12 protein-coding genes are annotated in these 13,654 nt (G+C 55.2%); 5 read left to right on the top strand and 7 right to left on the bottom strand.

All coding sequences use genetic code 11. The features are described 5' to 3' along the window. Positions 1-145: 145 nt before the first annotated feature. Complete coding sequence (gene asnS, locus MSL71_RS07130; RefSeq protein WP_180138217.1) at positions 146-1,507, top strand: asparagine--tRNA ligase; 1,362 nt, start codon at positions 146-148, stop codon at positions 1,505-1,507. Positions 1,508-1,758: 251 nt separating this feature from the next. Further along, positions 1,759-2,205 (top strand): methylglyoxal synthase, encoded by a 447-nt coding sequence (locus MSL71_RS07125; protein WP_218950971.1) that lies wholly within the window; start codon positions 1,759-1,761, stop codon positions 2,203-2,205. Between the two features lie 219 nt (positions 2,206-2,424). On the opposite strand, the gene MSL71_RS07120 is transcribed toward MSL71_RS07125, so the two are convergent. From MSL71_RS07120 to rdgC, 5 genes are all read right to left on the bottom strand, one after another. Further along, on the bottom strand, positions 2,425-3,201 hold the full coding sequence (locus MSL71_RS07120; RefSeq protein ID WP_180138214.1) for a response regulator: 777 nt from the start codon (positions 3,199-3,201) through the stop codon (positions 2,425-2,427). A 166-nt stretch (positions 3,202-3,367) separates the two neighbouring features. After that, positions 3,368-5,791, bottom strand: coding sequence for a DNA topoisomerase (ATP-hydrolyzing) subunit B (gyrB, locus tag MSL71_RS07115; RefSeq protein WP_180138212.1), 2,424 nt, complete (start codon positions 5,789-5,791; stop codon positions 3,368-3,370). Between the two features lie 74 nt (positions 5,792-5,865). Next, positions 5,866-6,987: a DNA polymerase III subunit beta gene (gene dnaN, locus MSL71_RS07110; protein ID WP_180138210.1), complete on the bottom strand. Its 1,122-nt coding sequence runs from the start codon at positions 6,985-6,987 to the stop codon at positions 5,866-5,868. Positions 6,988-7,720: 733 nt separating this feature from the next. After that, positions 7,721-8,248 carry a hypothetical protein gene (locus MSL71_RS07105; RefSeq protein WP_180138208.1) on the bottom strand — a complete coding sequence of 176 codons (528 nt, stop codon included), beginning with the start codon at positions 8,246-8,248 and terminating at the stop codon, positions 7,721-7,723. A 3-nt stretch (positions 8,249-8,251) separates the two neighbouring features. Continuing rightward, positions 8,252-8,869, bottom strand: a complete 618-nt coding sequence (gene rdgC / locus MSL71_RS07100) for a recombination-associated protein RdgC (RefSeq protein WP_180138206.1) — start codon at positions 8,867-8,869, stop codon at positions 8,252-8,254. 360 nt (positions 8,870-9,229) lie between these two features. Here rdgC and MSL71_RS07095 point away from each other — a divergent pair, with 360 nt between their 5' ends. Together MSL71_RS07095 and MSL71_RS26655 are read left to right on the top strand one after the other, a co-directional pair. Beyond that, the gene (locus tag MSL71_RS07095) at positions 9,230-9,592 is read left to right on the top strand and encodes a hypothetical protein (RefSeq protein ID WP_180138204.1); all 363 of its coding nucleotides are present in this window, start codon (positions 9,230-9,232) and stop codon (positions 9,590-9,592) included. 52 nt (positions 9,593-9,644) lie between these two features. After that, a complete protein-coding gene (locus MSL71_RS26655; protein WP_218950970.1) occupies positions 9,645-10,211 on the top strand; it encodes a lytic transglycosylase domain-containing protein in 567 nt (188 codons plus the stop codon). A 56-nt stretch (positions 10,212-10,267) separates the two neighbouring features. On the opposite strand, the gene galU is transcribed toward MSL71_RS26655, so the two are convergent. Then, positions 10,268-11,134, bottom strand: coding sequence for a UTP--glucose-1-phosphate uridylyltransferase GalU (gene galU / locus MSL71_RS07085; protein WP_180138201.1), 867 nt, complete (start codon positions 11,132-11,134; stop codon positions 10,268-10,270). 223 nt (positions 11,135-11,357) lie between these two features. On the opposite strand from galU, the gene MSL71_RS07080 reads away from it, so the two are divergent. After that, on the top strand, positions 11,358-12,152 hold the full coding sequence (locus MSL71_RS07080) for a YkgJ family cysteine cluster protein (RefSeq protein ID WP_180138199.1): 795 nt from the start codon (positions 11,358-11,360) through the stop codon (positions 12,150-12,152). Between the two features lie 160 nt (positions 12,153-12,312). On the opposite strand, the gene dapA is transcribed toward MSL71_RS07080, so the two are convergent. Next, positions 12,313-13,350: a 4-hydroxy-tetrahydrodipicolinate synthase gene (gene dapA, locus MSL71_RS07075; RefSeq protein WP_180138197.1), complete on the bottom strand. Its 1,038-nt coding sequence runs from the start codon at positions 13,348-13,350 to the stop codon at positions 12,313-12,315. Between the last annotated feature and the right edge of the window lie 304 nt (positions 13,351-13,654).

The following is a 13,654-nucleotide window of genomic DNA, read 5'->3' as shown; positions in this document are numbered from 1 at the left end:
GATGGCCCTGCCGGTGGCCAAACATTCTGGCCGTCTGCATATGTGACAACCCCGTGATAAATCTTTCTTGTTGTCCGGGGTGGGCCTGGGTATTACACTACGGTCTACCTTTAATTACACGAACCAACCAACACACAGGTGTTTTATGAATCGAACAAAAATCAAGGCGCTTCTGGCACGAACCGCTCCCCTGGAAAAAGTCCTGATAAAAGGCTGGGTCCGCACCCGGCGCGACACCAAAGAGTTCTCTTTTCTTGAAATCAACGACGGCTCCTGCCTGGCCTCCATCCAGGTGATCGTGGACGCAGGCAGCCCCGGCTCCGAACACCTCCCCGACCTCTCCACCGGAGCGGCCGTTGCCGTCACAGGAGAGATGGTCCCCTCCCCCGGCAAGGGCCAGGCCTTTGAGATCCGCTCCCATGCCCTGGAGTTCGTCGGAGGCTCCGGAGGAGACGCCTATCCCTTACAGAAAAAACGACACAGCGACGAGTTCCTGCGCACCATCGCCCACTTAAGGGCCCGTACCAACAAGTACGGTGCCATCATGCGCATCCGCTCCCGCACCAGCCACCTGATCCACCGCTTTTTCGAGGAAGAGGGCTTTTTCCTCATCCACACCCCCGTCATCACCGGATCGGACTGCGAAGGCGCAGGGGAAATGTTCCGCATCACCACGGTCAAGGGAACCACACCGGCCTCCGAAGATTTTTTCGGCAAAGAGACCAACCTCACCGTCTCTGGCCAGCTCTCCGCTGAGATGATGGCCCTGGCCCTGGGAGACGTCTACACCTTCGGCCCCACCTTCCGGGCGGAAAACTCCCACACCAGCCGCCACGCCGCCGAGTTCTGGATGCTGGAGCCCGAGATGGCCTTCTGCGACCTGGCCGGCAACATGGACGTGGCCGAGGCCCTCATCAAGTATGTGGTGAAAGGGGTCCTTGAGACCTGCAGCGAAGACATCACCCTCTTTGCCAAGTTTGTGGACAAAACCCTTATGGCCACCCTCACCTCCTTACGGGACGACACCTACGAGCGCCTGCCCTACAAAGAGGCCGTGGAAATCCTTCAAAACGCAAAGAAAAAATTCGAGTACCCGGTCTCCTTCGGCATTGATCTCCAGTCCGAACACGAACGCTACCTGGCCGAAGAACACTTTAAAAAGCCGGTCTTTGTCTACAACTACCCCAAAGGGATCAAGCCTTTTTACATGCGGGTCAACGACGACAACGAAACCGTGGCCGCCATGGACCTTCTGGTCCCCCGCATCGGCGAGCTGGTGGGCGGCAGCCAGAGGGAAGAGCGGGAAGATGTCCTGCGCAAGCGCATGGCCGACATGAACCTGCCCGAAGAGGAGTACTGGTGGTATCTGGACTCCCGCCGCTTCGGCTCAGTCCCCCACAGCGGCTTCGGCCTGGGCTTCGAGCGGCTGCTCATGCTCCTCACCGGCATCACCAACATCCGCGACGTCATCGCCTTCCCCCGAACCCCGGGAAGCATCGATTTTTAGAAAGCAAGCCTCCGGCGGCCCAGGTGGGGGCACCTGGAAACCCTATGGGTCCGTAAAAACAAGCTACGCCGTGACAAGCCGCAAAAAAAGAACTGCTGGGAAAGAGTCTGAATTGTTTCGGCGTAGCCGCGAAATGATGCTTTAAAACCTGTTTGTCAAACTTTTCAAAAGTTTGTCCCCCGACAGGGCCGCCGGAGGCGTGTTTCCCTTAGTTTAACCATGAAAACCGTTTTTCAGAAATGAGGAGAGATATGGAAGCCAGGAAACGGATTGCCCTTGTGGCGCACGATGAGATGAAGCCCAAGATGATGGCCTGGGCCTTGACCCACAAAGCCGAACTGGAAAAGCACGAGCTCTACGGCACCGGCACCACCGGCGGACTCCTGACCTCGGAAGTGGGTCTTGAGGTGACCTGCCTGAAGAGCGGGCCCCTGGGCGGGGACCTGGAGCTGGGCAACCTCATCGTCAACGACGGCCTGGACATGCTCATCTTCTTCTGGGACCCCATGACCGCCCAACCCCACGACGTGGACGTCAAAGCCCTCCTGCGCATCTCCGCTGTCCACAACATTCCCATCGCCTGCAACCAGGCCTCGGCAGACTTTTTTGTCACCAGCCGCTGGTTCAGCACGCCCTATGAATCAGCCCAACCCGATTACACCGCCCACATCAACCGAGCCGTCCAGGCTGACACATAACAAAAAAAGCAGCGAAAAACATGCCTCCGGCGGCGAGGGTGGCGAAGCCACTATTGCGAAAACACCTCGAAAGCAGATTGCGGATACGCTTTACCCCTCGTTCCTCGGGTCAAATCACATCCGCCTTTAAAGTAAAAATTCACGCAAAATGATTTTTTAAAACCTGTTTATTAAACTTTTTAAAAGTTTAGCCCCCGGCAGGGCCGCCGGAGGCGGTTTTTAAGAAGGGCTCCGCAGGAGTTTGCGGACTTCGTCGGAGAGGTGAGCGAGGCTGAAGGGTTTTTTGATGAACCCGGTGTTGGGTTCGGTGAGGAAGGTTTCCACCCGCTGGTCTTTGCGGTACCCGCTGGAGATGAGTACCTTGACCCCGGGGTCGATGTCTTTGAGCAGGTGGTAGGTGTCGATGCCGTCGATACCCGGCATGATGAGGTCCAGGATGACCAGGTCGATGGTCCCCCTCTCCCGTTTGTAGAGTTCCACGGCTCCGGCCCCGTTTTCGGCGGTGATCACGTCCAGTCCGATCTTGGCCAGCATCTGGGCCCCCACGTCCAGGATAAGGGCTTCGTCATCCACAAGCAGGACCCGGTGGGTCTCCGGCGAGGCCTGGCGGTAGATATCCATGCCGCGGCGCGCACCGCCCGGTGGACGTGCCAGTTCCCTTTCATCCGGCAGGGACGAGACCGAAAAAGCCTTGCCCTCGGAGTCCGTGCTTTTTTCCACCACATTGAGGAGTTTTTCGGTGAGGCGGGTTCCGCTTCTGATGTAACGCTCCATGTTTTTAAGGCGCTCGTGGAAGGGGTCGTCCGTGTCCGTGTCGTGGAGCATGATGGAGATGTTCCCCTGGATCACCATCATGAGGTTGTTGAACTCATGGGCCACGCGCCCGAAGATGCGGTTGCGCTCCTGGGAGATCTCTTTTTCGCGCAGGGAGTCAAGCTCCGCTTCCAGGGCGGCTATTTTCTTTTCAAGTTCTCGATATGTGGGGGTCTCAGCCATTATTGATCTCTTTTCGGGTAAAAAAGTCCAATCCCACGCCGCTCCCAAAAAACCAAAGGGCCCGGACAAAACCTGCCGCACACAAAGAAAGGTGATCCCTTCATCGTACCCCGGCGACCTTGCACGAGCCCTTTAGAAAAATACGTATCCCTTCGGATACCTGCGGTTAAATATCCAGGGACGAGACCTCAAGGGCGTTCTTCTGGATAAACGCCCGCCTGGGTTCCACCTCTTCCCCCATGAGCAGAGAAAAGATGTCATCGGCATTTTCCGCGTCGTCGATGGTCACCTGAAGCAGGGTTCGACGCTCGGGATCCATAGTGGTCTCCCAGAGCTGGTCCGGGTTCATCTCCCCGAGACCCTTGTAGCGCTGGATGTTGATCCCTTTCTTGCCGTCCTTCATCACGAGGTCGAAAAGCTCAAAGGGGTCTGTGGCGGTGTGGACCGTCTCGCCGGTCTCGCTGTTGGTGACCAGCACCTCCCCGTCCATGACCGCCTGGATCTTGCCAAGGCTTGTGACGGCGGCGATGTATTCGGAGGAGTAGAAGAGCACACGTCCCACCTCCATGGTGCCACCCATATGGAGGGTCACCTCGTCGTCGTCGGCCTTGCTCTTTTTCTCCACATAGAAGCGGTAACGCTCCCTTTCCGGGTTGTAGGCCAGGTCGCCCACGTCAAACCCGCTGTCCACGACGCGGCAGCGGAAGGCTTCCATCTTCTCGCGGTCCGTCAGGTAGGCCTTGTCGATCATGCCCTCTTTGAGGATCTCCATGAGGAGCCTGCGGTCGTAGCCCCGGCGCTCCATGGTGTCCATGGCCTGAACAAAGGTGGACAGGTCCATGAGCATGTTGAAAAGGGCTTCCCCTGAAATCTCGGTGCCCCCTGCCGTGATGTTGCGGTTTTCAAAAATACGCTTGAAGATAAAGTCCCGGTACCCGGTTTCATCCTTTAAGTAGACGCTGCTCTTGCCTTTGCCCACCTTGTAGAGGGGGGGCTGGGCAATGTAGAGGTACCCGCGCTCGATAAGGGCCGGCATCTGGCGGTAGAAGAAGGTCAGCAGCAGGGTACGGATATGGGATCCGTCCACGTCGGCGTCGGTCATGATCACCACCTTGTGGTACTTGATCTTCTCGATGTCGTACTCTTCGCTGCCCACGCCGGTGCCGAGGACGGTGATGATGTTTTTGATCTCATCGCTTCGTAAGATCTTGTCGAACCGGGCCTTCTCCACGTTGAGGATTTTGCCTTTGAGGGGAAGAATGGCCTGGGAACGCCGATCCCTGCCCATCTTGGCAGAGCCCCCTGCGGAGTCGCCCTCCACGAGAAAGAGCTCGCGGAACTCGGGCTCGGAGTACTGGCACTCGGCCAGTTTGCCGGGCAGGGTGGAGTCGATGAGGGCGCCTTTGCTGCGGGCCAGGTCACGGGCGCGCTTGGCCGCATCCCGGGCACGGGCCGCTTCCACGGCTTTGGTGATGAGCTTTTTGGCCACCGACGGGTTCTCCTGGAGAAAGTCGGCAAACTTTTCGTTGACCAGGGACTCCACCACCCCTTTGACCTCGCTGTTGCCCAGCTTGGTCTTGGTCTGGCCTTCGAACTGGGGCTCGGGGACCTTGACGCTCACGATGGCGGTGAGCCCCTCACGGGTGTCGTCCCCGGAGATCTTGCCCTGCATGTTCTTGGGCACGTTGTCGCTGGTGGCGTAGGTGTTCACCGTGCGGGTCAGGGCGCCTTTGAACCCGGAGAGGTGAAACCCCCCTTCATGGGTATGGATGTTGTTGGCAAAGGAGTAGATCTTTTCGTTGAAGGTGTCGTTGTACTGAACCGCCACCTCCACCTGGATCCCGTCCCGCTCTCCTTCGAAGGTGATGGGCTCGTGAAGGGCTGTCTGGGACCGGTTAAGGTATTCCACAAAGCTCTTGAGGCCCCCTTCATAGTGAAAGGCCTTTTTCTCATCGGAGCGTTCGTCTTCGATGGTGATGCGGATCCCGCTGTTCAAAAAGGCCAGCTCCCGGAGCCGTTTGGTCAGGATATCGAGGTTGAAGTTGTCGTCGTTCATCACCTCGGTGTCGGCCTTGAAGTGAACCCTGGTCCCGCGTTTTTCGGTCTCACCCGTCACCTTAAGGTCGCTGGTCTTCTCCCCTTTGGCAAAGGACATCTGGTGGATCTTGCCGTTCTGGTAGATCTCCAGGTTCAGGAAAACCGACAGGGCGTTGACCACGGAGATACCCACGCCGTGGAGACCACCGGAGACCTTGTAGGACTTGTCGTCGAACTTGCCCCCTGCATGAAGTTTGGTGAGAACCACCTCAGCCGCGGTCATGTTCTCGGTCTCGTGCATGCCCGTGGGGATTCCACGCCCGTTGTCTTCAATGCTGATGGAGTTGTCCGGGTGGATGACGATGGAAATGGTATCGCAGTAGCCTGCCATGGCTTCGTCGATGCTGTTGTCCACCACCTCGTAGACCAGGTGGTGAAGCCCCTGGATATCCACGTTACCGATATACATGGACGGTCTTTTCCGGACTGCTTCGAGTCCTTTCAATACCGTGATACTGTCTTGGTTGTAGCTGTTGGTCTGTTCTTCTGTCATGCGTCTCTATAGCCTTTGGCCCACGTGTTGAGTTGATCCCCTGCGTCCCTGCCGTGTCGATGAAAGGGAAAGGATCAGATCTTCATGGGCATAATGATGCTCAAAAAGCGCTTCGCTTCCACCCCTTCCACAAGGCAGGGGTGGTGGTTGTCCCGAAGGTTCACCAGAATACGCTCATCGTTTATCACATTCAATGTATCGATTAAATATTTGGGGTTGAAGGCCACCTCCACCTCGTCCCGCTCAAAGGCGATGGCCATGTCCTCTTTGGACTCCCCAAGGTCCGGGTTGGTGGCGGTCACCTCCAGCCGGTTATCGGAAAAGTTGAAAATGACGCTGTTGTAGCTGTCGGACGAAAGGATGGACATACGCTTGAGCATCATGGAAAAGAGTTTACGGTCCACCTCGATGTCAAAGGCGTCGTCTTTTTCGATGACCTGCTCGTACTCGGGAAAATCCCCTTCCAGGAGCCCGATGATCACCGTCTCCTTGGCCATCTTGAAGATCAGGTAGTTGTCCTTGACCCCCACCTCCACGTCTTCGGCGTCCTTGTCCAGGATCTTGGCCGCCTCCATGAGGCCCTTTTTGGGAACGATGACGCTCTCCCCGGGGACAAAGTTGGCGTCGTCTCCGATTTCCACATCCACCTTGCACAGGCGGCGACCGTCCGTGGAGACCATGCGCATGAGGTTCTGACCGCTGCGCTGGATCCGTTCGAAACAGACACCGGTGATGTGGGCCCTCTTTTCGTCGGAGGGTGCCTGGATCATCACGGTCTTTTCGATCATCTCACGCACGCCGCCCGTGGGGACGCGGGTAAAGACCACCTCATCCACCCTGGGAACATCCGGGAAGTCGTCCGGGCTCATGCCGACGATGTGGTAGACGATGTTGTTGTTCTTGATCTCGATCCACTGGCGCTCGATCTCTTCGATGAGAACATCTTCACCCGGAAAATTCTGGACAATCTCAAAGAGCTTCTTGGCATTGATGGTGATGGCGCCTTCCCGCTCCACATCCGCGGTGTAGTGTCCTTCAAACCCTGTTTCAAGGTCCGTAGCCACAAAGGAGATGCCTTGGCCTTCCCCTTTGATCAGAACATTGGCGGTAATGGCCAGGTTGCTTTTACGTCCTGTAATCCCCTGTACCCGTCCAAGAATGGTGGAGATATCTTTTTTGGCTATTTTGAATTTCATGAGGTTTTCCAAAGTTTCATGCTGAATCCGTGGTTCGATGGTCGGTGCAACCGGTACATGGTGTCCGAAGGTGCAGCCGGGGTGTGGTCGAGACTGGGATCAGGTCGTTCAATCAAGGGGTTTGGATTCAACGATTCGGTTTGTGAATGAAGGGGTCCAGGACCTGATCACCCCCTATGTCATAGTAAGTTATACCGAAATTATCAATATAAAAAAAAGTCATTTACCCCTTTTTTGGGGATCTTTTGAGGGGCTTTTGGGTCTGGGTTTGAAAAGTGGTCTAACTTTTTAAAAATTCTTTCCGTTTTCATAAAGCGGGATGTGTGAAGGCAGCCTTTCCGGCTGCTTTTTTTTGTTGGGTGTGTTTCAGGGACAGGAAGTGTGAAGAGGTATGGGGTATGTTCTTATTTTAAACTTTTTATAAAAGATCATCATAATAAAGGGTGTTGATAAGTGACATAAGTGGGGTAAAGACCTTAAATGAATAGAAATAAAAATGTCAAAAAAAGGGTTTCTTCGGTCTAAATCGTTGTTGAAAACCCCCTGCTTTTTGACAGGTTTTGAAAAATTGTTGATAACCCCACAGGTTTTGAACAATCCGTGAACCGGTTTTGGACAATAAAAAAGGGGCGCGGAAGACCGCACCCCTTGGGATATTCGTTCAAACCCCCTGTATATACAGGGGGTTTTGGTTATGAACAGGTTATGAACAATAAGAAAAACCTTTTTGATTCTAAGCTGTTAACCAGCCCTTGATGGCGGGAACCGTCTCTTTTTTCCAGGCTTCGGAGATGCGCAGCCGCACAAAGTCACGGAAGAGGCCTCCGGTAAGGTCCACCACCTCCCGGGAGAGAAAGAGCTTGTCGATGACGGCCCCTTCGGTTTCGTCACCCGATTCCACCGGGGGCGTCTCAGGGGTTTTCAGGCCTGTGATGTTGAAATTCTCCCCTTTAAGGGTGAAGCTCCACCCCAGGTCCCCTTTTTTGTAAGCCAGGGAGATTTCGGTGACCAGGGCCCCTTTGCGGATGGCCACGATGCCTTCGCTTAAGTCTGCGTTGTCACCTTTGATGGTAACGCTCTCCACGGTGCTTTCCTCCCGGATCACCTCCAGGACGATGCGGTTGCCCACGGTGAGCTGCACGGGCATGCCTTCGTCGTCTTTGAGGCGCTCGGGGTCGTTTTCCAGGGTAAACCACAGCCAGGTGAGGAACTCATGGCCGAGGAATTTGTATTTGTTGTATAAGACAGCGATGTCGAGCATGGGTTACTCCGTAAAGTCTTCAGGGGTGATGGACGAGAGACGGTCCCGGTCCGTGTCGGAGAGGGAAAAGGTCAGGTCGGCCTGGGTGTAGGGAAACAGGCGAATGAGTTTCAGGCCGGAAAAACTTTTGTTGAAAAGGGTCTCGAACTCTTCGTTGGCGGCCTTCTGGGTGGAGTAGAGCCACACCTCCTGCTCCTCATACTGCCACACCACATCAAAGACGTTGGGCGTGGGCGGGATGCGGATGGTGAGGACGTTCATGACGTGCTCTTTGATTTCGCTTTTTTCGTTTTTTGACAAAAACTCCCGGTCGCTTTCAGCCAGGCGTTTGGCCGAGGCAATGGCCACCTGCTGTTTCACCACCTTGGTGGGAATGGACTTTTTGTCGATACGCATGCCAAAGACATAGTGGGTGCCGATCTGAAAGGTGGCGTCGTCGAAGTCGGGGGTATAGGGGGCCTCAAAGGAGGTCCAGCCCACGGCCATGTCCTGGGCTTCGTTGTCAATATCGGTGATGATCTGTTTTTTTAGCCCTTTGCGAACCTGCTCGGTGGGGTTCTCCGAGAAGCTTCCCTCCACCCGGTATCGGGCGATGGTCTGGGTGGCTGATAACAATCCCATAGGGTAGTCCTTCGTGGTGTCGGTTGGTTTTGTTGATAACCCGGCGGCATCGTTTCCTGGGTGCTTTCTGTGCACAGGGGATGTAACAAAAAGGGGGCCGGGTTGATGAGGGGCACCGGAAATTAGGGCGGCCCAAAGGCATTTTATATCGTGAATACTGGAGCCAAACAAGGCATTATATCTTGATTTTTAAGGGGGCTGCCCCGTATACCCCGTTTACGTATTGCGCTGTGAACCCGTCATGGGAAAAGGGATGAAAAGGCGCACTCACCCTGTGAAAAAGGCCCCATACCAGGGGGTACAGCCCCATAGTCGATGTAAAAATGGAGTTTAATGATGACGAAAAACTGTGTAAAATCAATGAAACTTGAAAACGGTCTCACCTTGATTCTTGACGACGCGTCCCGAAGGATCAGCGAGGACGCCTTTGTGGTGACGGCCCTTTTTTCCATTGAGTTTGAGGTAACCGAGACCGAGGCTGCCGCCGTGGGCCTTTCCCTTGCCGAGTTGACCAAGGCCCTGGGGGGAACCACAGCGCGCTATGAAAAGCGGCTGGAGCGGAATTTTATTGCGGCGTCCGACAAAGAGAGGATCTTTGAAGAGGTGACAGGGTCCTTTCTCAAGACCGGTCTTGCGTATTTGTCCCACCCTTCGTTTACCGGCGGCGTGGTCCGGAAAATTCTTGTGGAAAAACGGGGACGGTACAACAGCATCGGGTCGTGACACCTAAAGGACCCAATTTTGGACAGGGGGCGCTATGGCGCGGAGCCGATGGATGATTGTGTTGTGGATGGTCATGGGATTAACCGCTGCGGAGGCCGACATCTATATCTACAGGGACGCCTCGGGTACCCTGTGTTATACGGACTCACCGGACGCCCGTCAGATCGACCTCATGGGGGCACGGCCCATGGGGGGGCAGAAAAAACAAAAAAACGGGAGAATGTGGAGTTCGTCGGCCTATGACGCCATCATTGTCCGTGCCGCCGAGGCCCACAGCATTTCCTTTGCCCTGGTGAAAGCCGTCATTCACGCGGAGTCGGGGTTCAACCCAAGGGCCCTTTCCCCCAAGGGTGCCAAGGGGCTCATGCAGCTGATGCCTCACAACGTGGCCTTTTACAAAATCAAAAACCCCTATGACCCGTACGAAAACATCATGGGGGGGACAGCCTACCTCAAGAGCCTGCTCACAGACTTCAAGGGCAATCGGAAACTCGCCCTGGCAGCCTACAACGCAGGTCCCACAACCGTCAGACATCACAAGGGTATCCCGCCCATTGCCGAGACCCGGGCCTACGTGGCCAAGGTGGAACGGTTCAATTCCTATTACAGCGCCCATTGACCCATGCGTATACTTCGGGTCGGGCGAGGAGGTTGTGTCCCCCTCGCCCGGGCTGATCAGTTGAGGAGGGTCTGGAGGTAGGTGGTGAGGCGGCCCTTGATCTCCGGGTTGTCCATGGCATAGGCGATGTTGGCCATCTGGAACCCTGCCTTGTCCCCGCAGTCAAACCGGGTGCCTTCAAAGAGAAAGCCGTAGATATCCTGGGTGGTCAGAAGCTTTTCCATGGCGTCGGTGATCTGGATTTCACCGCCTGCACCGGTCTCTTTGGCTTCCAGGAGTTCGAAGATCTCCGGGGTGAGGATGTAGCGGCCGATAATAGCCTGGTTGGAGGGGGCCGACTCCGGGGCGGGTTTTTCCACAAGCCCCTGCACTCGGATGAGGCTGCCGTTTTCTCTGGCGCCATCCACAATGCCGTACTTGTCCGTCTGGCTCGGGTCCACTTCCATTACCGCCACCATGGAGGACTGGGTGGTCTCAAAGGCGCCCATCATCTGGGAGAGCACAGGGTTTTCAGCCTTGACCAGGTCGTCGGCAAGAAGGACGGCAAAGGGTTCGTTGCCCACCACGTCCCGGGCGCACCAGATGGCATGACCCAACCCCAGGGGCTTGTTCTGACGGGTGTAGATGATGGTTCCGGTTTCAGGGACCAGGGCTTCCATGAGCTCCAGGGTCTGGTCCTTGCCCCGCTCCTTTAAGATGGATTCCAGCTCGTGGGAGTGGTCGAAGTGGTCTTCCAGGGCCTCCTTGCCCCTGCCGGTGACAAAGATGATCTGCTCGATACCGGCTGCAAGAGCTTCTTCCACAGCGTATTGGATCAAGGGTTTGTCCACCACGGGGAGCATCTCTTTGGGGAGGGCTTTGGTTGCCGGAAGGAATCGTGTGCCGAGACCGGCGACTGGAAACACCGCTTTTCGTATTTTCATAAAGTCGAATCCTGATGGTTTGATGTTGTGAAAGTGTGAGTTCACGACGGCGGGCAGTGAGACTTTTTTGTTGTGATATACGGTGAATGGCGTCTGAAATCAAGGGGTGTCGGTAAATTTTTATTGTAAAACCGGAGTGAAATTATTATGTTACTCCTTTTTTGGGAACTAAAAACACATATGGGACGTGTTTTTGACATAGAAGGAGTGAGGAGCGATCAATATGAGTGAATCTGAAAACAAGGCAGACATCGTACCGGTGCGGTTGGGACGCAGCTCCGGTTTTCAATTTGAATGCCACAAAGGTGTCAGCTGTTTCACCAAATGCTGTCGGGGGATTGATATCATCCTGACCCCCTACGACATCATTCGCCTGAAAAACAAGCTGGAACTTCCGTCCGAAGAGTTTTTGGCCATCTACACCGAGCCCCAGCTGTTTGAAAAAACCGACCTTCCCGTGGTGACGCTGAAACTTCTCGATGACGAGATCCGGTCCTGTCCCTTTGTGCGGGACGAAGGCTGCCTCGTCTACGATGACCGCCCCACCACATGTCGCTACTACCCCTTAGGGGTCGGCAACCTCAGCCACGGCGAAGAGGGCGGTGACGACGACAAGGATTTTTTCTTCTTTGTCAACGAGCCCCACTGCAAAGGATTTGAAGAGGCCAAGGAGTGGACCGTGGACTCCTGGCGAAAAGATCAGGGCGTGGACATTCACGACGAGATCAACGCGGGCTGGGCAGATCTTATCGTCCGGAAGCGCAGTTTTCCCCCCAACATCCAGTGGACCCCCAAGGCCAAAGAGATGTTCTTCATGGCCTGCTACAACCTGGATGCCTTTAAGCGGTTTGTTTTTGAGAGCCCCTTTCTTGACAAGTTCGAGGTGGAAGACGAGCGTGTCGAGAAGATGAAGACCGACGAACTGGCCCTGCTCGAGTTTGGTTTTCTCTGGCTCAAGGACGTTTTTTTCTTAAAGGAAAACGAAGACAAGCTGTTTAAGCCGAAAAATCCGGCATAGCCCAGGGTGACAGAGACCTTTTCAGGTCTGTTTAGTAAAGAAAGGGTTAATTGTTCATAACTTTTCAGGTAAAAGACCCTTGGCCCTGTCTATTGTTCATAAAAAAAGCCGACTCCCTTTAGGGCGTCGGCTTTTTTTTATGCGTTAAACGAGGAGGCCGCTAATAGGTCTCGTCGTAGACAAGGCTCTCAAGGAGGGCTTTGTCGGTGAGGCGGGCCTTGATGTCCACCCCGAAGAAGGACTCCACCGGAGCCAGGAGCTCGGGGTTGTTGTCCATTACCTCGGTGAGGTAGCCCACCACCACGTCAAGTCCCTTGTGGGTCATCTTGCCCAGGGGCTTGCGGCAGGATCCCGAGGGCATCCCCAGGAGCTGCATGGCGGTTTTCACGGCCAGGGGGTTTCGGGCCAGGCACTTGACCTCGCCGAAGGGGGTCTCCTCCATGGTGACCACGCTGGTGAGCTTGAACAGCGGGGTGAGGGCCTTGTGCAGGGTCTCGGCTTCATCCATCTTGCCTTCGGCCACAAGCCTGATGAGCTTGGAGGCCGGTCCGGGTACGATGTTGGAGGCCACGGAGATGACCCCTGAGGCGGCAATGGCCGGGTCGGTCATCATCTCCACCACCAGGGCGTCGTCACCTGAGAAGATGCTGAAGTCGGGACCGCAGACTTCGCGGGTGCGCTTCATGTTGTCCAGGTTGCCCGTGGCCTCCTTGACGGCTGAGACGTTGGGGCACTCCCGGTGAAGCAGAGCGATGTCTTCGGGAAGCATCTGGGCGCCGGTGCGACCGGGGATGATGTACGGAATCACCGTGATGTCCGGGAAGGTCCGGGCCACGGGGGTGACATACTCTTTTCTGATCTCAAGGGAGCTGGGGCCGTTGTAGTAGGGGTCCACGAGGAGGACCGCGTCCACCCCGGCTTCCACAGCGTGCCGTGTTGCTGAAAGCGCCTCATTGGTGTTGTTGCTTCCGGTGCCCGCAATACAGAAACATTTCCCCTTGGTCTGTTTGGAAATAATCTCTATCAGGCTGTTGTGTTCGTCCCAAGCGAGTGTGGGGCTCTCGCCGGTGGTTCCGACGGCCAAGATTCCTGTGATGTCGTTTTCGATCTGAAAGCGACACAGTTTTTCGAGGCCCTCGTAGTCCACAAGATCATTTCTAAAAGGGGTGATCAGTGCTGTGTAGCAGCCTTTTTTCATTGTCTTACCTCTGGCTTCGCAAATGTGACTGTAAGGTGGCTAAAGATTACAAACCTTGGAAAAATATAAAAAAAAAGAATGGTGTGTCAATACCAAAGGCTTGATTTCAGGGGGATGGCCCCTTCCTTTGTTGGTTTGGGATCCCCACCGGAACCTCTTTCGCATGAAAGGGGTCAGACCCTTTCGATTTGATTTGACAACCTTGGGAGGGCGGTATAGTTTGTGAATTTATTAAAAAAAAAGAAACCGAAGAGGCGGGTTGCACCTTTATATAAGGGGGTGTGCCCACTTTTTTCTGGCCGTG

The sequence above is a fragment of the Desulfoluna butyratoxydans genome (assembly GCF_900699765.1).
GTDB lineage: Bacteria > Desulfobacterota > Desulfobacteria > Desulfobacterales > Desulfolunaceae > Desulfoluna > Desulfoluna butyratoxydans.
The sequence above is the reverse complement of the archived record's forward strand: the minus strand, read 5'-3'. Positions and strand labels throughout refer to the sequence as shown.

Coding starts and splice junctions, on each gene's coding strand:
- MSL71_RS07120 (WP_180138214.1), bottom strand. CDS start 3,201: ATGGCTGAGACCCCCACATATCGAGAACTTGAAAAGAAAATAGCCGCC.
- galU (WP_180138201.1), bottom strand. CDS start 11,134: ATGAAAATACGAAAAGCGGTGTTTCCAGTCGCCGGTCTCGGCACACGA.
- dnaN (WP_180138210.1), bottom strand. CDS start 6,987: ATGAAATTCAAAATAGCCAAAAAAGATATCTCCACCATTCTTGGACGG.
- dapA (WP_180138197.1), bottom strand. CDS start 13,350: ATGAAAAAAGGCTGCTACACAGCACTGATCACCCCTTTTAGAAATGAT.
- rdgC (WP_180138206.1), bottom strand. CDS start 8,869: ATGGGATTGTTATCAGCCACCCAGACCATCGCCCGATACCGGGTGGAG.
- gyrB (WP_180138212.1), bottom strand. CDS start 5,791: ATGACAGAAGAACAGACCAACAGCTACAACCAAGACAGTATCACGGTA.
- MSL71_RS07080 (WP_180138199.1), top strand. CDS start 11,358: ATGAGTGAATCTGAAAACAAGGCAGACATCGTACCGGTGCGGTTGGGA.
- MSL71_RS07095 (WP_180138204.1), top strand. CDS start 9,230: ATGAAACTTGAAAACGGTCTCACCTTGATTCTTGACGACGCGTCCCGA.
- asnS (WP_180138217.1), top strand. CDS start 146: ATGAATCGAACAAAAATCAAGGCGCTTCTGGCACGAACCGCTCCCCTG.
- MSL71_RS07105 (WP_180138208.1), bottom strand. CDS start 8,248: ATGCTCGACATCGCTGTCTTATACAACAAATACAAATTCCTCGGCCAT.
- MSL71_RS26655 (WP_218950970.1), top strand. CDS start 9,645: ATGATTGTGTTGTGGATGGTCATGGGATTAACCGCTGCGGAGGCCGAC.
- MSL71_RS07125 (WP_218950971.1), top strand. CDS start 1,759: ATGGAAGCCAGGAAACGGATTGCCCTTGTGGCGCACGATGAGATGAAG.